Genomic DNA, 18,135 nt, shown 5'->3' with positions numbered 1-18,135 from the left:
AGCGACCACCACGTACCCATGGAGACACGATGACCACGAGAACGGACACGCGGTCGCCCGAGCCGCACGCCGCCGACACCCACGACCTGATCCGCGTGCACGGCGCGCGGGTGAACAACCTCAAGGACGTCAGCATCGAGATCCCGAAGCGCCGGCTGACGGTGTTCACCGGCGTCTCCGGCTCGGGGAAGAGCTCGCTGGTGTTCAGCACGATCGCCGCCGAGTCGCAACGGCTGATCAACGAGACCTACAGCGCCTTCGTCCAGGGCTTCATGCCGGTGCTGGCCCGCCCCGAGGTCGACGTGCTCGACGGGCTGACCACCGCGATCATCGTCGACCAGCAGCGGATGGGCGCCGACCCCCGCTCCACCGTCGGCACCGCCACCGACGCCAACGCGATGCTGCGCATCCTGTTCAGCCGGCTCGGGGAGCCGCACATCGGCTCGCCGCAGGCCTTCTCCTTCAACGTCGCGACGGTACGGGCGAGCGGCGCGATCACGGTCGAGCGGGGCGCGCGCAAGACCGAGAAGGCGACCTACACCCGCATCGGCGGCATGTGCACGCGCTGCGAGGGCCGCGGCACGGTCTCCGACATCGACCTCACCCAGCTCTACGACGACTCCAAGTCGCTCTCCGAGGGCGCGTTCACCATCCCCGGCTGGAAGTCCGACAGCTTCTGGACGGTGCGGGTCTACGCCGAGTCCGGCTTCGTCGACCCGGACAAGCCGATCCGCGACTACACCAAGAAGGAGCTCCAGGCCTTCCTCTACAAGGAGCCGGTCAAGGTCAAGGTCGACGGCGTCAACCTGACGTACGAGGGCCTGATCCCCAAGATCCAGAAGTCGTTCCTCTCCAAGGACCGGGAGGCGATGCAGCCGCACATCCGCGCGTTCGTGGACCGGGCGGTCACCTTCACCACCTGCCCCGAGTGCGACGGCACCCGGCTCAGCGAGCTGGCCCGCTCCTCGCGCATCCGCGGCGTCAGCATCGCCGACGCCTGCGCGATGCAGATCAGCGACCTCGCCGCGTGGGTCCGCGACCTCGACGAGCCGTCGGTCGCGCCGCTGCTCGCCAAGCTGCTGCACACCCTCGACTCGTTCGTGGAGATCGGGCTGGGCTACCTCTCGCTCGAACGGCCCGCCGGCACGCTGTCGGGCGGCGAGGCGCAGCGCACCAAGATGATCCGCCACCTCGGCTCCGCGCTCACGGACGTGACGTACGTGTTCGACGAGCCGACCATCGGCCTGCACCCGCACGACATCCAGCGGATGAACGACCTGCTGAAGCGGCTGCGCGACAAGGGCAACACCGTCCTGGTCGTCGAGCACAAGCCGGAGACGATCGCGATCGCCGACCACGTCGTGGACCTCGGCCCCGGCGCCGGCACGGCGGGCGGCGCCATCTGCTTCGAGGGCACCGTCGAGGGACTGCGGGCCAGCGGCACCATCACCGGCCGCCACCTCGACGACCGGGCGTCGCTCAAGCCGGAGGTGCGCACCCCCACAGGGAAGCTGGAGATCCGCGGCGCCACCCGGCACAACCTGCGCGACGTCGACGTGGACATTCCGCTCGGGGTGCTCTGCGTGGTCACCGGCGTCGCCGGCTCCGGCAAGAGCTCGCTGATCCACGGGTCGATCCCGGCCTCCGCGGGCGTGGTCGCGGTCGACCAGTCGGCGATCAAGGGCTCACGGCGGAGCAACCCGGCGACGTACACCGGGCTGCTCGACCCGATCCGCAAGGCGTTCGCGAAGACCAACGGCGTGAAGCCGGCGCTGTTCAGCGCCAACTCCGAGGGCGCCTGCCCCGACTGCAACGGCGCCGGCGTCATCTACACCGACCTGGGGATGATGGCGGGCGTCGCCACCACCTGCGAGGAGTGCGGGGGGAAGCGCTACCAGGCGTCGGTGCTGGAGTACCACCTCGGCGGCAAGGACATCAGCGAGGTGCTCGCGATGTCGGTGACCGAGGCCGCCGAGTTCTTCGGCGCCGGAGAGGCGCGCACGCCGGCCGCGCACGCCATCCTCGGCAGGCTCGCCGACGTCGGGCTCGGCTACCTCAGCCTCGGCCAGCCGCTCACCACGCTGTCCGGCGGCGAGCGGCAGCGGCTCAAGCTGGCCACCCACCTGGCCGACAAGGGCGGCGTCTACGTGCTCGACGAGCCGACCACCGGCCTGCACCTGGCCGACGTGGAGCAGTTGCTCGGCCTGCTCGACCGGATCGTGGACTCCGGCAAGTCCGTGATCGTCATCGAGCACCACCAGGCGGTCATGGCGCACGCCGACTGGATCGTGGACCTCGGTCCCGGCGCGGGCCACGACGGCGGACGGGTCGTCTTCGAGGGCACCCCCGCCGACCTGGTCGCCGCCCGCTCCACCCTCACCGGCGAGCACCTGGCGGCCTACGTCGGCGCCTGATGCGCGTTCGTAGCATGATTGACATCCGCGCGCAGGACAATGCCTCATGGCCGAACGAGAGCAGCGCACCGGCGACCCCGAGCTCGACCGCGTCATGGCGGAGTTCCGGGCGAACTCCACGGAGCTCGCCGACGTCATGGGCGCGGTCGGCGAGGTGACCGGCCACGCGGCCACCCCGGACGACAAGATCAAGATACGGGTCTCGGCGTCCGGGCAGCTGGCCGCGCTGCACATCGACCCCCGGGCGATGAGGATGGGCTCGCGCGAGCTGGCCGACACGATCGTGGACCTGTCGCGCCGGGCCGCCGAGGACGCGGCGCGACGGCTGGTGGAGGTGACGCGGCCCTACCTCGGCGAGGGCGACCGGAAAGTCACTTGAGTCGCGGGATCAGGCTCCGCGTGCCGTGGACGATGAACTTCTGGTACATCTCCTCCTCGGTCAGCCCGTGCTCGGTCCCGGGCAGGGGGTTGTCGCCGCGCTGCGCGTCCAGGGACATCGAGTACGCGGTCGAGCCGGCCAGTCTGGGGACGAAGTTGCCGGTGTTGAGTGTCGTCCCGTTCGGCAGGGTCAGGTTGGCGGTGACGGCCCGCAGCCCGGGCACCTTCGCCATCAGCGCCGCCGTGCCGTCGAGGACCCCGTTGAAGGTCATGTTGGCCACGAAGTGCTCGCGGAACGCGGTGAGGTTGTGGCCGAGTGACCTGACGTCGTTGCCGGACAGGTCGGTCTTGATGCCGCCCGCGTAGTTGAGCGCCAGGGGCAGCGCCACCTCGCCGGTCGCGTACGACACGCTGTCGGCCACCCAGTAGGAGAAGGTGGGCAGCAACAGGGTGACGAAGCGGTGCGCGCCCAGTCGGAGCAGGATCGCCTGCCTCTTCATGATCGCTTGCAGGAGCTTCCAGGTGAAGACCTGATAACCGATGGTGTACATCATGTCCACGGTCAGGATCCAGCACAGCACGTGCAGCGCGTGGTTGACCTTTTCCACGACGTCGGCGTAGGCCCGGCAGGCGTTGGCCGCGTTGCGGTGTTTGAGCGAGACCGCGAGAACCGCGGGGCCGTATTCCTCCTGCCAGAACTTCTTGAACGCGTCGACCGCCTCGTCGGAGCTTTTCTTCCATACCGTTTCCGCGGCCGTGTTCGCCTCCCGGAAACGCAGGTCGATCGCGTCGGCGATGTCGTCGAGGACGTCGGCCGCCTGGCGGATCCGTTCGGGGTCGCCTTCGAGATAGGAGATGCCGAACAGCACCTCGGGTGCCAGCGCACCGGCCACGCCGGCGCCGGCCATACCGCCCAGGGCGACCTTGGTCGCGAGGCCGACGGGCATGTCAGGCCCTCTCCACCGGGGTGGTGGGCACGCTGACCTCGTCGTTCTCGCGCTCGGCGAAGGCGACCAGGTCGCGCACGGACGCGTTCCGGTCGACCATGCTCGCCCAGTCGGCCGCCTTGACGTTCTTGCTCATGGCCACGACGGCGGACCCGATGTCCCGGTACGCCTTGCCGAGGTTGTCCACGGCGGTGCTCAGGTCCTCGTAGGCGCTGTCGAAACCGGGGTGACCGTCGGCGCCCCTGCGGAAGATCCGCGCGGCCTCGTCGCTCGCCGGGTTTCCGAAGTAGGGAATGAGCGGCTCCAGTTCGGCGTGGAGCCGGCTGATCTTGCGGGCGAAATCACCATCCTCGCCGTGGATCGCCTTGCCGCTGCTCTCCATACTGGAATGGTCGATATCCAAGGTGGTCGCCTCCTCAGATGGCAATCAGCGGCCAGCCTTCACCTCATGTGTTACTCGTGGATGACTTCTCAGTTTCCGTTTGTGCGCTATCGCGCGGGCAGGACTTCGAGGGCGCCGGAATCGCTACGCAGGGTGATCTTGCGCGGGGCGGCGCCGTCGTGCGCGGCGTCGACGCGCCTGCGGCCCGAGTCGGTGGTGGCGGTGATGTCGTACGGGCCCTCCGGCACGCGTACGACGCTGGAGCCGGAGTCCGAGTTGGTCTCGACCTTGTCCGGCGCCGCGGCGAAGGACAGGGAGATGCCGCCCGAGTCGGTCCCGGCGACGACCTGCTTGCCGGTCAGGTCGGTGGCCTCGATCCGGCCGGAGTCGGAGTTCGTCTCGACCTCGCCGGACAGCCCGCGCAGCGTCACGGCGCCCGAGTCGGTGCCGGCCTTGACGCGCAGCCCGCGGGGGATCTCGACCTTGTAGCCGACGTCGCAGTGGAGCATGCCTCCCCAGCCGGTCGGGCAGGTGTAGGCGAGCACGAGCGTGCCGCCCTTGACCTCGTGGGTGGGCTGGGGAGGCCGGTCGCCGGTCCAGGTGAGCGTCTCGGTGACGTGCACGCCCTGCCTGTCGGACTCGATCACCTCGATGGCGCCCCCGTCGGCCCCGACGTCGAGCGCGGTCACCGTGCCGGTGACGTCGTAGGAGGCGGTTTCCGTGTTCTCGGGACCGCCGATGCCGCAGCCCGCCGTCACCGCCGCCAGCCCGAGCAGGCCGGCGATCATCGCTGTTCGCCTGACGTCCATGGGCTCAAGTGTCGTGGGTCAGGGTCCGGGGGACCTCAGGTGACTCCCTGAGACTTCCCCTGAATCCGGCTAGGCGGTCGTCAGGGCTCTGGACCGGTCGGTCGCCAGATGGACGGCCATGCCGCCGAGCACGGTGCCCATGAAGTAGCGCTGGACCCTTACCCAGACCGGGCGGCGGGCGAGGAAGGCGGCCAGGCCGCCGGCCGAGATGACGATGAGCCCGTTCACCAGCGTGCCGACGGCGATCTGGGCGGAGCCGAGCACGAGGCTCTGCAGCATGATGTGGCCCATCGAGGGGTCGATGAACTGCGGCAGCAGCGACATGTACAGAATGGCGATCTTGGGGTTGAGCAGGCAGGTGAACAGGCCCATGGCGAAGAGCCGGCGGGCCGGCTCGACCGGGAGCTCGCGGGGCTCGAAGGCGGAGGTGCCGCCGGGCTTGATGGCGCTCCAGGCGAGGTAGAGCAGGTAGGCGGCGCCCGCCAGCTTGAGCGCGGTGTAGGCGGCGGGGACGTACGCGAAGATCGCCGTCAGGCCGAGACAGGTGGCGGTCAGGTAGACGCTGAACCCGAGGAAGACGCCGACCAGGGAGATGAGGCCCGCCCGCCGGCCCTGGGTGATCGACCGGGAGACCAGGTAGATCATGTTCGGCCCCGGGGTGAGGACCATGCCCAGGGAGACCAGTGCAATCCCTACTATTCCGCCCGTCATAGGGGAAGACTAACGGAACAACATAGGGATGACCATCTGCCCAGGGGGAAGCAGTGATCCACCCCCACGGAAGGGACACCGGGCAATGGACTTCAGGGACGACGTCAATCTAGACCCCTCACAGGTGGAGGACCGCGGCGGCGGGGGCGGCGGCGGCCGGTTCCCCGGCGGCATGGTCGTCGGCGGCGGCGGGATCGTCAGCCTGATCGCGCTCGTCCTGGTCTTCGTGCTCAACAATGTGGGCGGCGTGGACACCGAGCCCGGTCAGGGGCAGCCGCCCGCCAACCTGGCCGAGGAGTGCCGCACCGGCAAGGACGCCGACCAGGCCGGGAAGTGCCAGGTCGTCGGCGTGGTCAACAGCATCCAGGACTACTGGAAGACCGAGCTCCCGGAGTACCGCCTGGCCAAGACCGTCCTGTACTCCGGTGGCGTGCGCACCGCCTGCGGCGCCGCCGACTCCTCCGTCGGCCCGTTCTACTGCCCCGGCGACCAGCGGGTGTATCTCGATCTGACCTTCTTCGACGACCTGGAGACCCGGTTCGGGGCCAAGGGCGGCCCGTTCGCGCAGGCGTACGTGATCGCCCATGAGTACGGTCACCACGTGCAGAACCTGCTCGGCGCCCTCGACTCCGGCAGCTCGGTGGCCGTCGAGCTGCAGGCCGACTGCTACGCCGGGGTGTGGGCGAAAAAAGCGTACGAGGGCGGCTTCTACGCCGCCGAGTTCACCGCGGCGGAGATCGCCGAGGCGCTCGACGCGGCGGCCGCGGTCGGCGACGACCGGATCCAGCAGCGCAGCGGCGGCCGGGTCGATCCCGAGTCGTTCACCCACGGCAGTTCGAAACAGCGGACGGCGGCGTTCCAGCGCGGTTACGACACCGGAAATCCGGGCCGATGCGAGGGCGCCGAGCTGATGTGAGGAGTGCGGAGAACACGAGCGTGCGAAATCCGGCCTAAAATCGGGGGGGTGATCTTCAAGATGGTCGGCGACGGACGCCCTTATCCCGAACACGGATTGTCCAACCGCGATTGGGCCCAGATACCACCGCGGCAGGTCCGGCTCGATTCGCTGATCACCACCAAGGCCATGCTCGACCTGCACTCGCTGCTCGCCGCCGATTCCACGTTCTACGGTGATCTCTTTCCGCACGTCGTGCAGTGGCAGGGCGAGCTCTATCTGGAAGACGGCCTGCACCGGGCGTTGCGCGCGGCCCTGCACCAGCGGTCCATCCTGCACGCCAGGGTTCTCGAACTTCACAGCTAGGGGAAAGCGCGCTCTTTTCTTCCGGGCCGCGGCGGCCCGGTCATTTCGCGCGGCTGAAAGGCGAAGGGGCCCCCGCTCGACGCGGAGGCCCCTTCGGGTGGCGGTGGTGGTGGGATTTGAACCCACGGATGAGTTGCCCCATCACACGCTTTCGAGGCGTGCGCCCTCGGCCACTAGGCGACACCACCGCCGACGAGCTTACCGGATCCGGCGAGTGCCGAAGAACTTCTTGAGGACGGCCGCGGACTCCTCGGCCAGCACGCCCATGACGACCTCGGGCCGGTGGTTGAGCCTGCGGTCGCGGACGACGTCCCAGAGCGAGCCCACGGCCCCGCCCTTCTCGTCGACGGCTCCGTACACGATCCTGTCGACGCGCGCCAGGACGGCGGCTCCCGCGCACATCGTGCAGGGCTCCAGCGTGACGACGAGCGTGCAGCCGTCGAGCCGCCAGGCGCCCCTGCGGCGGGCGGCGGCGCGGAGCGCGAGGACCTCGGCGTGGCCGGTGGGGTCGGCGGCGGACTCGCGGTCGTTGCCCGCGGCGGCGAGCACCTCGCCCGAAGGGCCGAGCACCACCGCGCCGACGGGCACCTCGCCGCGCTCGCCGGCGGCGGCCGCCTCGGCGAGCGCCTGCCGCATCGCGGCGGTCCAGGTCACCGCAGGCGGTCGAGCTCGTCGGCGAACGACAGCCGCTCGGCCAGCACCGAGACGATGTCGGCCGGGAGCATGTTCTCTTCCATGCTGAGTTCGAGCAGCTCCTCTGAGCTGATGCCGAGGTCGCTCAGCAGCTCGAAGTCGCCGGCCGGGCGCACTCCCAGCTCGTTGCCCTCCTTGTCGGGCGCCACGCCGGCGAACTCGGCGAACAGCTCACCCAGGTGGTCGGACATGATCGCGTGAGCGTCGGAGAGGAACACCCGCGGCTCCTCGTCGCCGCGGTAGCGCACGATCGCGAACCATTCGTCCTCGACCTCGACGCAGAGCAGGGCCAGCTCGTCGCCGACCAGCCCGAGCGCCTCCGTCACGGCGTCGCCGAAGTCGTCGACGATCTCGGTGGCGGACAGGTCGACCTCGGCGCCGCTCCAGCCGTCGGAGGTCCTGACGAAGGCCGCAGAGAAGGTGTTCGCCGCCATGTGCGCTCCAGGGGTCAGTCGAAGACCGATTCGATGGCACGCTCGAACGGCTCGGAGAACCCGAGCCGCGCCGCGATGCTGGACAGGACCTCGTCCGGCAGCAGGTCGACGTCGCCGGAGAGGATGCCGAGCTCCATCTCGTCCAGCCCGAGGTCCGCGAAGATCGACAGGTCGCCGGCCGGGAGCGCGGTGTCCTCGTCCTGGAGGATCTCGTCGAGCTCCTGCTCGTCGGGCACCGGCACGTCGAGGTAGTCGAGCACCTGCCTGGCCAGCGGGAAGTCCCACGAGGCGGCGATGTCGGAAAGGAAGACATCGACCCGCTCACCCAGGACCCGCAGCGCCACGAAGAACTCATCCCCCACGGCCACGAGGCCAATCGTGCCGCTCTCGCTCGGCTGCTGGCGGAGCGCCTTGACGAGCCCCTGCAGATCGGACGTGAGCGCCACGGGGAGCAGCTCGGCGTCCCAGCGCTCGTCCTCTCGATAGACCACGATGGCGAAATCGAGTGCCTCTTCGTCTGTCATCGCGATCCCCCACCCGACCCTGACACCAGAGTCTTCACAGGTTTCCAATCGTTCCAGACCAGGCTGCCCGTCGTGGGCCGCTCCGACCAAATTGTGATCAAAACCAAGACCGGGACGTGCCGGTACGTAACACACAAGATAGCGTTGTCCCTTATGGAAACCCTCGTCGTCGATCATCCGCTCGTGGCCCACAAGCTCACCGCGCTGCGCGATGTCCGCACCGACTCCCCCACCTTCCGCAGGCTGGCGGACGAGCTGGTGACGTTGCTGGCGTACGAGGCGACCCGCGACGTCCGCGTGACCGAGGTGACGGTGCAGACCCCCGTGTCCCCCGCGCGCGGCCTGCGGATGGCCAAGCCCCACCCGCTGGTGGTCCCGATCCTGCGGGCCGGGCTGGGCATGCTCGACGGCATGACCCGGCTGCTGCCCACCGCCGAGGTCGGCTTCCTCGGCATGATCCGCGACGAGGAGACGCTCCAGGCGGAGACGTACGCCACCCGGCTCCCTGACGACCTGTCGGGCCGGCAGTGCTACGTGGTCGACCCGATGCTGGCCACGGGCGGCACGCTCGCGGCGGCGATCAAGTTCCTGTTCGACCGGGGCGCGGTGGACGTGACGGCCATCTGCCTGCTGGCCGCGCCGGAGGGCCTGGCCTACATGGACAAGGTGTTCGCCAACTCCGGCAAGCCGATCCGGGTCGTCACCGCGGCGCTGGACGAGCGGCTCAACGAGTACGGCTACATCGTGCCGGGTCTCGGCGACGCCGGCGACAGGCTCTACGGCGTGGTCTGACCTGCGCCAATCCCCCACCCAGGGTGGCCACTTCGTTACATACTGTGATTGCATGGGTACGTAGAGCCATGAAAGACACTGGGGTGTGGGGGATCACCATGTGCGTTTGTCCGAGCTCCGGAGTGTGCTCGTGAACGGTCACACCGAGTCGGAGCCGAGCCCGTACGCGGAGGTCGAGGCGGCGCTGTGCGACGAGTTCGCCGGCGTCCACTCCGCGGCCACCGTGACGAGATGTGTCGAGGCGGCACATTACGGCGCGCTGGAGGTCACCGGGTTCGCCCACCCCAACCTTGTGGAGCGGATCGCTCGCAAGCATCTCCACGTGCTCGCCCTCGTGGCCAGCGACCGTGGCTAACAAGATCGGAACCAAACCGTCGAGTCACCTTTACCCCGGCATGGGGGTGGGTAATGTATGAGACGGGTGGAGTGGGTAAGTCGGTTCGGAGGCGACAGTGCAGGTCAAAAAGGTCCTCACATACGGCGGCATCGGTTTTGTCGCCTACTACCTGTTCGCACGGCCCGCTGACGCCGCTGACGCGGTCAGAGGGGCGTTCGACACCGTGTTCACCGCGGCCGATTCGCTGGCCCAATTCGTGAACAACCTCGCATGAGACTTGTGACCCACGGGGACTCTGCTCCGTCGTCGGTCAACCGCTACCTTCTCCCCCACGAGCAACAAGTCATCATGGTGCGGCGCCACCCCGCCGTGCTGCTCCGCCCCGTCGCCGAGGTCTTCGGGGGCCTGATCGTCGCCGGACTCCTCAGCCGGTTCTTCAGCGGCGAGGGCAGCGCCGGCACGGCCCTGGTGGTCGTCTGGTGGCTGTGGCTGCTGTTGTTGATCCGTTTTGTCTGGAAAGTGGCTGAGTGGTCGGTTGACTACTTCGTCGTGACTTCCAAACGGATGCTCTTGACCACCGGGCTGATCACGCGCAAGGTCGCGATGATGCCGCTGGGAAAGGTCACCGACATGAGCTTCCAGCGATCTCTGCTGGGGCGCATGCTCGGCTACGGTGAGTTCATCCTGGAGTCCGCCGGCCAGGACCAGGCACTCTCCACCGTGGAGTACATTCCGTATCCGGAGACCCTGTACCTGGAGGTCTGCTCGATGCTTTTCCCGGGCAAGGACGACGGAGACGATTAATCTCCAGGTAGAGAATTCTTCACGCGGGTATACCCCATTCGGCTACTTCATGCAATCATTGCGGGGTGTTGACCCTTCCCCGCCTTGAGAGATGAGATGCCGAGTCAGGGAACCATCGGTGACCGCGTCCGAGGATTGCGGCTTAACAGGCGGATGTCGCAGGCCCAGCTGGCCGGACCCGACCTGTCGGACAGTTACGTCTCGCTCATTGAGTCGGGCAAGCGCACGCCGACTCCCGTCGTCGCCCGGCTTCTGGCCGAGAGACTCGGCTGCACCACCGAGTTCCTCCTCCATGGCATAGAGCCCCGCCAGCGCATCGACACCGAGCTCGGCCTGCGTCATGCGGAGCTGGAGCTGCACCACGGTGATCCCGCCGTAGCGGCCGACCGATTCACGGAGATCGTCAAGGCCGCCGACGAGGAGAACGCCATGCTGACGGCGCAGGCCCGCTTCGGCAGGGCTCGCGCGCTGGAGGCCCAGGGCAGGCTCGGGCAGGCCGTCGAGGCCTTCGAGCGGCTGCGCAGGGAGGCCTCGGCCCACCCTGAGCGGCTGGCCGACCTGCCGATCACGGTCGCGCTCAGCCGCTGCTACCAGCGGGCCGGCGACCGGCTGCGGGCCCGCGACCTGGCGTCGAAGGCGCTGGAGCAGGCCGAGCGGATGTCGATCGTGCAGGGCGAGCTCGCCGTCGACCTGGCCTGCGCGCTGGTGGCGCACGCCGGCCGCGAAGGCGACTCCCCCGAGCTCGTCTACGTCAAGAAGGTGCTCGACGTCGCTGGCTTGTCTGATGTTATGGACCGTTCCGGAGAGGTCCGCGCTCTCTGGCGGGCGAGCGGCGAGGCGGCCGCGGGTGAGGACTCCGCGCTGGCGGTGCGCCTGGCCGACGACGCCATCAGCGCAGGTCGCGACGGCCGGATCGCGCTTCAGCTGGCTCGCCTGGGCATGCACTGGGCGCGGCTGGAGTGGGCTCCGGCGGACGAGGCGGAGCGGTTCGCCGCCGCGGCCGCCCGCACGTTCGCGTCGGCGGGCCTCGGTCACGAACGGGGCGAGGCCCTCATCGTGCTGGCCCGGGTCATGCTGCGCGCGGCCGATCCGGACCGCGCGGCCGAGCTCGCCGCAGAGGCGCTGGGGCTGCTCGGCGGCGGCAGCGCCGTGGCCGAGGCACACCTGGTGAGCGCCACGGTGGCCGTCAGGCGCCAGGCCGACCCGGCCGACCACCTCACCGCCGCCCGCGTCGTCCTCGACGGAGCAGGCCGCCAGCCGTACGGCGCCGACCGGGTCTCCGCCCGGTGCTGGCGTGAGCTGGGCGACCTGTTCGGCCAGGTCGGCGACCGGGCCGAACAGACGGCCGCCTACCGTAAGGCCCTGGAAGCCGCCGGGGTGCGCTCGATGATGGCGGGGCTGACCGTCGACACGACGATCGCCCGCTGACCGCCGAGGGGGGTTCCAGACTCGGGCATTCCCGGGTCTGGAATACACTGGGGTTCCAGTCATTGACTCATAGGATGATTGGTTTCCCCAGAGGAGGCGGACTGTGAGTCTGCGTACGGCGCAGCGGGCTTCGCTCGTCGACCAGGTGATCGATCAGCTCAAGGAGCAGATCACCACAGGGTCGTGGCAGATGAACGGCAAGATCCCGACGGAGACCGTGCTCGCCGAGCAGCTCGGTGTCGGGCGCAACACCGTTCGGGAGGCCGTGCGCGCGCTCACCCATGCCGGCCTGCTGGAGTGCCGCCAGGGCGACGGCACCTACGTGCGCGCCACGAGCGAGCTCTCGGGGGCCATGCTCAGGCGCCTGCGTCAGGCCGAGCAGCTGGAGATCTTCGAGGTCCGCCGCGCGCTGGAGGTCGAGGCCGCCCGGCTGGCCGCCACCCGCCGCACCGACGAGGACATCGCGCTCATCGAGGCGGCGCTGGCCGAGCGCGACCACGCCTGGGAGCAGGACGACCCCGCCCGGTTCGTGGAGACCGACCTGGCCTTCCACATGGCCGTCGCCTACGCCACGCACAACCGGGTGCTCATCGACCTGTACGAAGACTTCTCCGCGGCGCTGCGGGCCAGCATCACCGCGGCCGGCACGTCGCTCAACAAGACCTACATCCCGCATGACGCGATCGCCCGCGCCATCGCCGCCGGCGACGCGTCCGCCGCCGAGCGCGCCGGACACGCGTGCATGGAACACATCCTCATCGCGCTCACCGAGGGCTGACCTGGCAGGGAGGGTCATGCGCCGGAGCCAGCGTAAGAAAGCCGACCCCGATCTGGGCATGCTGAGCGGCCGCACCCTCTTCAGCCTGCAGAAGGAGTTGTTCGCGGCGCTGGCCGAGCAGGGGCACCCGCGGCTGCGGCCGCGCCACGGCGCCGTGCTCGCGTACCTGGACGAGGAGGGCAGCCGGGCCACCGACCTCGCCGCCCGCTCGGGGCAGCACAAACAGGTCATCGGCACGCTCGTGGACGAGCTGGAGGAGCTCGGTTACGTGGAGCGGCGGCCCGACCCGGCCGACCGGCGGGCGAAGCTCATCGTGCCGACCGGCAGGGGCCTGGACCAGATGGCGCGTTCGGAGGAGATCCTGGCCGCCATCGAGGAGCGGCACGCCGAGGCGGCGGGCGCGGCCGACTACGCGACGTTCAAGCGGGTCTTCAGGCTGGTCGCCGAGCGCCAGTCAGGTCAGGCGGAGTGACATCACGAGATAGCGGAAGTCGGGGCCGGCGTCGCCGGGCACGTCCTGGATGAGGGCCGGCCGGGTCGTGGACTCCATGTTGATGCGGGCCAGCTCGGTCTCGATGCCGGTGAGCCCGTCGAGCAGGAACTGCGACTGGAACGCGATCTGGATGTCGTCGCCGCGCAGCTCGCAGTCCACCACCTCGGCGCCGCGGCCGATGTCGCCGCCGCCCGCCTGGATGAGCACCTGGCCCTGGCTGAACGACAGCCGGATCGCGGTGTTGCGCTCGGCCACCAGCGCCACCCGCTTGATGGCCGCCACGAACGGCGCCACCCGCACGTCGGCCCTGATCGACCACTGCGAGGTCAGCCTGCCCCGGTAGTCGATGAACTGCTCGTCGAGCAGCCGCACGGTGGTGCTGCGGCCCACGCTCTCGAACCCGGCCACCCCGTCGCCGAGCGCGACCTGCACCTCGCCGCCGCGCAGCGACCTGGCCACCTCCACCAGCACCCGGGCGGGCACCATGGCGGAGACCGCGGCGTCGGGGCTGACAGGGCGCCAGCCGAACTCGCGGGCGGCGATGCGGTAGCGGTCGGTGGCGGCCATCGTCACCGACTCGCCCTCCACGTCGACCCGGATGCCGGTGAGCATGGGCAGCGTGTCGTCGCGGCTCGCCGAGGGCGCCACCTGGCCGACGGCGGAGGCGAACACGCCACCGCCGATGGCGCCGATGGCGGGCGGCATCGTCGGCATGGTCGGGAAGTCTTCGACCGGCATGGTGATCAGGCCGAACTCGGCGCTGCCGCAGGTCAGCACCGCCTCCTGGCCCTCGGTGAGGATCTCCACGTCGTCTTCGGGCAGGCTCCGGCTGATCTCGGCGAGCAGCCGGCCGGGGATCAGCACGCGGCCGGACTCCGCCACGTCGGCGTCGACGGCGGCCCTGGCCGAGACGTCGTAGTCGAACGCGGACAGGCTCAGCTCCTCGCCCGCCTCCAGCAGCAGGCCGGACAGCACGGGGGTCACCGGGCGGCTGGGCAGAACCCTGGCGGCCCAGGCGACGGCGTCGGCCAGCACGTCACGGTTAACCCGGATCTTCACCTGATCGACCCTTTCTTCTCGGCATGCCCTTAGAAGGTATCCGAGGCCACCGACAAAGCCCGCCTAGCGGTTGTTGAGGTAGGCGAGGACCGCCAGCACCCGGCGGTTGTCGTCGTCGGACGGGGCCAGGCCGAGCTTGCCGAAGATGCCCGCCGTGTGCTTGGCCACGGCGCTCTCGCTCAGGTAGAGCCGCTGGGAGATGGCGGCGTTGGAGCGGCCCTCGGCCATCTGCTCCAGCACCTCGCGCTCGCGCGGGGTGAGCGCGGCCAGCGGCTCGTTCTTGGCGTTGCTGGCCAGCAGCTTGGAGATGACCTCGGGGTCCATCGCGGTGCCGCCCGCCGCGACCCGGCGCACCGCGTCGATGAACTGCTCGGCGTTGAACACCCGGTCCTTCAGCAGGTAGCCGATGCCGCCCGAGCCGTCGGCCAGCAGCTCGCGCGCGTAGAGCTGCTCGACGTGCTGCGACAGCACCAGGATCGGCAGCCCCGGCACCTTCTTGCGCGCCTCCAGCGACGCCTGGAGCCCCTCGTCGGTGAGCGTCGGCGGCAGCCGCACGTCCACCACCGACACGTCGGGACGGAGCTCCAGCAGGCCCTTCAGCAGCTCGGGGCCGCTCTCCACGGCGGCGACCACGTCGAACCCGTGAGCCTGCAGCAGGTGGACCAGCCCGTCTCTGAGCAGGTAAAGGTCTTCGGCGACGAGCACCCTGTTCATCAGCAGAACCCTACGCCCTCAAGCGGGTTGCGGGGCGCCAAGGGGTGGTCCTTGTGGTGGGCCGGGATGGCGACCGCGGTCGCGTACATGGCCGTGCCGAGCAGGATCATGAACGCGATGCAGGGCCACTGCCACGCATCGGGCAGGTGCAGCGCGAGGAACCAGGCCTTCTCGTCGAAGCCGACCAGTTTGAAGATGCCGGCCACGACGCCCTGTGGGAACAGCGGGCACCAGGCCGTCCCGTACAGAGCGATCACGGTGGCCATCTTCCAGCGAGGCAACTTGGCCACGTCTCCGGCCCAGTGCTGGGGCAGCACCTTCGGCAGCTCCAGGGTCACCGTCGTCGGCCCGCCCGCCGGGCTGTGGATCACCATCACGCCGTCGAAGGCCGCCAGCCGGCGCTCGATCCCGGTCAGGCCGCTGCCCTTGGACGGGTCGGCGCCGCCCCAGCCGTCGTCGGTGACCGTGATGCGCAGGTTGGCTCCGCTGGTGCTGATGTCGATCTCCACCGACTCGGCCCCGCCGTGCCGGGCGGCGTTGGACAGCAGCTCGCTGACCGCGAAGTACGCCGCCGCCTCGACCGGCGCCTCGGGCCGGTGCGCCAGCTCCACCTGGACCGACACCTTCAGGGCGCTGTCCATCGCCAGCGCCCGCACCGCGTCGCCGAGGCCGCGCTCGGCCAGCACCGGCGGGTGGATGCCGCGGATCACCCGGCGCAGCTCGGTGAGCGTCTCCGCCGACGCCTCCCTGGCCTTGGCCATCAGTGCCCTGGCCGCCTTCGGGTCGGACTCCATGAGCTGCTCGGCGGCCCCGATCGTCATGCCGAGCGCCACCAGTCTGGCCTGCGTGCCGTCGTGCAGGTCACGCTCGATCCTGCGCATCTCGGCGGCCTGCGTGTCGACGGCGAGGTTGCGTGCCCGGTTGAGACTGCTGAGCTGGCCGGCCATCCGGCTGGACGCGGTCGCGGCCAGCAGCAGCTCGCACCAGAGCCCGTACACGCGCAGCCCTCGGCCCGGCAGCAGGATCAGCAGCGGCAGCAGCACCATCTTGACGCCCGGGTCGAGCAGCAGCCAGAACCCGTCGCGCCAGGTCGCCGGGTCGGTGAGCATCCACTTCCAGCGGTCGTTCCAGGCCGGCATCCGGGGCGTCTTGTAGAGCGTGCGGTGCGACCGGTAGAGCCCGTCGGGCTGCCGCTGCGGAGGCGGCGGCTTCGGCAGGTACGGCGGCTCGATCACGATCCCGGACGAGGAACGCACCAGATAGCGCGCCATCCCGGTCACCCATCTGATCAACCGCACCTGCGGCGGGAACAGGAACACCATGCCCAGGCCGAAGCAGAGGACCAGGCACAGGAACGTCGACACCAGCGTCAGGAGCTGGACGACGACGAGCGCGAGCAGCGCGAGGACGTGACCGATCTTCCGCACCATGACAACCAGTGTGCGCGATGGAGCGGGATGCGCACACTGCACCTAAGTACACCTATGCCCGGCAATCAGCTCGATTCCCCCGCAGAACCGGCGTCCCTAGCGTCGTAGACATGAACGTCATCGAGGTCAAGAACCTCCACAAGCGCTACAAGGACCACGTGGCGGTGGAAGACGTGTCGTTCGAGGTCCGGGCCGGTGAGATCTTCGGCATCCTCGGCCCGAACGGCGCGGGCAAGACCACCACCGTGGAGTGCGTGTCGGGCCTGCGCGTGCCCGACGGCGGCACCCTGCGCGTGGCCGGCATCGACCCCGTCCAGGACAGGGACGGGCTCCGGCGCGTGCTGGGCGTGCAGCTGCAGAGCTCCGCGCTCCCCGAGAAGATCAAGGTGTGGGAGGCGCTCGACCTGTACGCGTCCTTCTACCAGGACCCGGCCGACTGGCCGGAGCTGCTGGAGCGGGTCGGCCTGGGCGCCAAGCGCGACGCCATGTTCGGCAAGCTGTCCGGCGGGCAGCGCCAGCGGCTGTCCGTCGCGCTCGCGCTCGTCGGCAAGCCGCGCATCGCGGTGCTCGACGAGCTGACGACCGGGCTCGACCCGCAGGCCCGCCGCGACACCTGGGAACTGGTCGAGCAGGTGCGCGACTCCGGCGTGACGATCGTGCTCGTCACCCACTTCATGGAGGAGGCCGAGCGGCTCTGCGACCGGATCGCGCTCATCGACTCCGGCCGCGTCGCCGCTATCGACTCGCCCGCCGGGCTCGTCGCCCGGGTCGGCGGGGAGCAGAAGGTGCGGTTCAGGCCGTCCGCGCCCGTGGCCGACTCGGCGCTGACGTCGCTGCCCGAGGTCAAGGAGATCAGCCGCACGGGCGACCAGGTGGTCGTCACCGGCATCGGCAACCTCGCCCCCGCCGTCACGCTCGCGCTCGCCGAGCAGCGGATCGTCCCCAACGACCTGCGGATCGAGCAGGCCACCCTGGACGACGCGTTCCTCGCACTCACCGGAAGGAAGCTGGCATGAAGAAGATCCTGCTCGTCGAGACCAAGCTGCTGGCGCGTGACTGGCTCGGCGTCGCGCTCTCGCTGGCGCTCCCGGTCGGCCTGCTGCTGGTCCTGGGGCAGATCCCGGACCTGCAGAAACCCGACCCGAACCTGGGCGATCAGCGGTTCGTCGACGCCCAGCTGCCGGCCCAGATGATCCTGCTCGCCCTGCTGACGACCGCCTTCACCATCCTGCCCGGCGCCATGGCCACGTATCGGGAACAGGGCGTGCTGCGCCGGATGTCCACCACGCCGACGCACCCGGCGCGGCTGCTCGGCGCGCAGCTCCTGCTCAACCTGATCATCTCGCTGTGCAGCGCCGTGGTGGTGATCGTCGCCGGGTGGCTGGTGTTCGGCTCGCAGCTCCCCGGGCAGCTCTTCGGGTTCCTGCTGGCGTACCTGCTCGGCGCCGCCGCGATGCTGGCGCTCGGCCTGGTGATCGCCGCCGTCGCGCCCAACAGCAAGACCGCGCCCGGCATCGGGTCGGTGGCGATGTTCCCGCTGCTGTTCGTGGCCGGCATGTGGATCCCGCGCGAGATCATGCCCGACACGCTGCGCACGATCAGCGACTTCTCCGTGGTCGGGCCGTTCGTCAACGCCATGCGCGACACGTGGGCGGGCGACTGGCCGCAACTGCCGCACCTGGCCGTCATGGTCGGCGGACTGGCGCTGTTCAGCGGGCTCGCCGTGCGCCTGTTCAAGTGGGAGTAG

At 69.7% G+C, this 18,135-nt stretch carries 23 protein-coding genes and 1 tRNA gene; 13 read left to right on the top strand and 11 right to left on the bottom strand.

Annotation, left to right across the window (positions count from 1 at the left end; all coding sequences use genetic code 11):
- Positions 1–29: 29 nt before the first annotated feature.
- A complete protein-coding gene (locus ACIBF7_RS05290) occupies positions 30–2,414 on the top strand; it encodes an excinuclease ABC subunit UvrA (protein ID WP_271279877.1) in 2,385 nt (794 codons plus the stop codon).
- 46 nt (positions 2,415–2,460) lie between these two features.
- On the top strand, positions 2,461–2,793 hold the full coding sequence (locus ACIBF7_RS05285) for a YbaB/EbfC family nucleoid-associated protein (RefSeq protein WP_148035991.1): 333 nt from the start codon (positions 2,461–2,463) through the stop codon (positions 2,791–2,793).
- On the opposite strand, the gene ACIBF7_RS05280 is transcribed toward ACIBF7_RS05285, so the two are convergent.
- The 4 genes from ACIBF7_RS05280 to ACIBF7_RS05265 form a co-directional block, all read right to left on the bottom strand.
- On the bottom strand, positions 2,786–3,739 hold the full coding sequence (locus ACIBF7_RS05280; RefSeq protein WP_271279876.1) for a hypothetical protein: 954 nt from the start codon (positions 3,737–3,739) through the stop codon (positions 2,786–2,788). The genes ACIBF7_RS05285 and ACIBF7_RS05280 overlap by 8 nt on opposite strands.
- A gap of 1 nt (position 3,740) precedes the next feature.
- Positions 3,741–4,121 carry a hypothetical protein gene (locus ACIBF7_RS05275; RefSeq protein WP_219549830.1) on the bottom strand — a complete coding sequence of 127 codons (381 nt, stop codon included), beginning with the start codon at positions 4,119–4,121 and terminating at the stop codon, positions 3,741–3,743.
- A gap of 107 nt (positions 4,122–4,228) precedes the next feature.
- Positions 4,229–4,930, bottom strand: coding sequence for a DUF4097 family beta strand repeat-containing protein (locus ACIBF7_RS05270; protein WP_271279875.1), 702 nt, complete (start codon positions 4,928–4,930; stop codon positions 4,229–4,231).
- 69 nt (positions 4,931–4,999) lie between these two features.
- Positions 5,000–5,599 carry a LysE family translocator gene (locus tag ACIBF7_RS05265; protein ID WP_246640995.1) on the bottom strand — a complete coding sequence of 200 codons (600 nt, stop codon included), beginning with the start codon at positions 5,597–5,599 and terminating at the stop codon, positions 5,000–5,002.
- Between the two features lie 127 nt (positions 5,600–5,726).
- Between ACIBF7_RS05265 and ACIBF7_RS05260 the strand changes: the two genes are divergently transcribed.
- Both ACIBF7_RS05260 and ACIBF7_RS05255 read left to right on the top strand, forming a co-directional pair.
- The gene (locus tag ACIBF7_RS05260) at positions 5,727–6,557 is read left to right on the top strand and encodes a neutral zinc metallopeptidase (RefSeq protein WP_148035986.1); all 831 of its coding nucleotides are present in this window, start codon (positions 5,727–5,729) and stop codon (positions 6,555–6,557) included.
- Between the two features lie 48 nt (positions 6,558–6,605).
- Positions 6,606–6,902, top strand: a complete 297-nt coding sequence (locus ACIBF7_RS05255) for a type II toxin-antitoxin system VapB family antitoxin (protein ID WP_148035985.1) — start codon at positions 6,606–6,608, stop codon at positions 6,900–6,902.
- Between the two features lie 98 nt (positions 6,903–7,000).
- Here the strand turns inward: ACIBF7_RS05255 and ACIBF7_RS05250 are convergent.
- The 4 genes from ACIBF7_RS05250 to ACIBF7_RS05235 form a co-directional block, all read right to left on the bottom strand.
- Positions 7,001–7,090: transfer RNA gene (locus ACIBF7_RS05250), tRNA-Ser, on the bottom strand.
- Between the two features lie 10 nt (positions 7,091–7,100).
- Positions 7,101–7,538, bottom strand: a complete 438-nt coding sequence (locus tag ACIBF7_RS05245; protein WP_148037197.1) for a nucleoside deaminase — start codon at positions 7,536–7,538, stop codon at positions 7,101–7,103.
- A 14-nt stretch (positions 7,539–7,552) separates the two neighbouring features.
- Positions 7,553–8,029, bottom strand: coding sequence for a tRNA adenosine deaminase-associated protein (locus ACIBF7_RS05240; protein ID WP_345482881.1), 477 nt, complete (start codon positions 8,027–8,029; stop codon positions 7,553–7,555).
- Positions 8,030–8,043: 14 nt separating this feature from the next.
- Positions 8,044–8,553, bottom strand: coding sequence for a tRNA adenosine deaminase-associated protein (locus tag ACIBF7_RS05235; RefSeq protein ID WP_148035983.1), 510 nt, complete (start codon positions 8,551–8,553; stop codon positions 8,044–8,046).
- Between the two features lie 153 nt (positions 8,554–8,706).
- On the opposite strand from ACIBF7_RS05235, the gene upp reads away from it, so the two are divergent.
- The 7 genes from upp (at position 8,707) to ACIBF7_RS05200 (ending at position 13,164) form a co-directional block, all read left to right on the top strand.
- Positions 8,707–9,345 carry a uracil phosphoribosyltransferase gene (gene upp / locus ACIBF7_RS05230; protein ID WP_219549824.1) on the top strand — a complete coding sequence of 213 codons (639 nt, stop codon included), beginning with the start codon at positions 8,707–8,709 and terminating at the stop codon, positions 9,343–9,345.
- 130 nt (positions 9,346–9,475) lie between these two features.
- Positions 9,476–9,700: a three-helix bundle dimerization domain-containing protein gene (locus ACIBF7_RS05225; RefSeq protein ID WP_148035981.1), complete on the top strand. Its 225-nt coding sequence runs from the start codon at positions 9,476–9,478 to the stop codon at positions 9,698–9,700.
- 97 nt (positions 9,701–9,797) lie between these two features.
- Positions 9,798–9,956, top strand: coding sequence for a hypothetical protein (locus tag ACIBF7_RS05220; protein WP_187281558.1), 159 nt, complete (start codon positions 9,798–9,800; stop codon positions 9,954–9,956).
- Positions 9,953–10,486 (top strand): PH domain-containing protein, encoded by a 534-nt coding sequence (locus ACIBF7_RS05215; protein WP_148035980.1) that lies wholly within the window; start codon positions 9,953–9,955, stop codon positions 10,484–10,486. The genes ACIBF7_RS05220 and ACIBF7_RS05215 overlap by 4 nt, the downstream gene beginning before the upstream one ends.
- A 96-nt stretch (positions 10,487–10,582) precedes the next feature.
- Complete coding sequence (locus tag ACIBF7_RS05210) at positions 10,583–11,914, top strand: helix-turn-helix transcriptional regulator (RefSeq protein WP_219549822.1); 1,332 nt, start codon at positions 10,583–10,585, stop codon at positions 11,912–11,914.
- A 103-nt stretch (positions 11,915–12,017) separates the two neighbouring features.
- Positions 12,018–12,692, top strand: coding sequence for a FadR/GntR family transcriptional regulator (locus tag ACIBF7_RS05205; protein ID WP_148035978.1), 675 nt, complete (start codon positions 12,018–12,020; stop codon positions 12,690–12,692).
- A gap of 16 nt (positions 12,693–12,708) precedes the next feature.
- Complete coding sequence (locus ACIBF7_RS05200) at positions 12,709–13,164, top strand: MarR family winged helix-turn-helix transcriptional regulator (protein WP_397196496.1); 456 nt, start codon at positions 12,709–12,711, stop codon at positions 13,162–13,164.
- Here ACIBF7_RS05200 and dnaN read toward each other — a convergent pair.
- From dnaN to ACIBF7_RS05185, 3 genes are all read right to left on the bottom strand, one after another.
- Complete coding sequence (gene dnaN / locus ACIBF7_RS05195) at positions 13,147–14,244, bottom strand: DNA polymerase III subunit beta (RefSeq protein WP_271279664.1); 1,098 nt, start codon at positions 14,242–14,244, stop codon at positions 13,147–13,149. The genes ACIBF7_RS05200 and dnaN overlap by 18 nt on opposite strands.
- 63 nt (positions 14,245–14,307) lie before the next feature.
- On the bottom strand, positions 14,308–14,958 hold the full coding sequence (locus tag ACIBF7_RS05190; RefSeq protein WP_148035973.1) for a response regulator transcription factor: 651 nt from the start codon (positions 14,956–14,958) through the stop codon (positions 14,308–14,310).
- Positions 14,958–16,388, bottom strand: coding sequence for a sensor histidine kinase (locus ACIBF7_RS05185; RefSeq protein ID WP_397196495.1), 1,431 nt, complete (start codon positions 16,386–16,388; stop codon positions 14,958–14,960). Before ACIBF7_RS05185 ends, ACIBF7_RS05190 begins: the two co-directional genes overlap by 1 nt.
- A gap of 110 nt (positions 16,389–16,498) precedes the next feature.
- On the opposite strand from ACIBF7_RS05185, the gene ACIBF7_RS05180 reads away from it, so the two are divergent.
- Together ACIBF7_RS05180 and ACIBF7_RS05175 are read left to right on the top strand one after the other, a co-directional pair.
- A complete protein-coding gene (locus ACIBF7_RS05180) occupies positions 16,499–17,404 on the top strand; it encodes an ABC transporter ATP-binding protein (RefSeq protein WP_397196494.1) in 906 nt (301 codons plus the stop codon).
- Positions 17,401–18,135 carry an ABC transporter permease gene (locus ACIBF7_RS05175; RefSeq protein ID WP_397196493.1) on the top strand — a complete coding sequence of 245 codons (735 nt, stop codon included), beginning with the start codon at positions 17,401–17,403 and terminating at the stop codon, positions 18,133–18,135. The genes ACIBF7_RS05180 and ACIBF7_RS05175 overlap by 4 nt, the downstream gene beginning before the upstream one ends.

The organism is Nonomuraea sp. NPDC050478, assembly GCF_044458265.1.
GTDB lineage: Bacteria > Actinomycetota > Actinomycetes > Streptosporangiales > Streptosporangiaceae > Nonomuraea > Nonomuraea ferruginea.
Note: the sequence above shows the minus strand (reverse complement) of the source record. Positions and strands in the feature narration are given on the sequence as shown.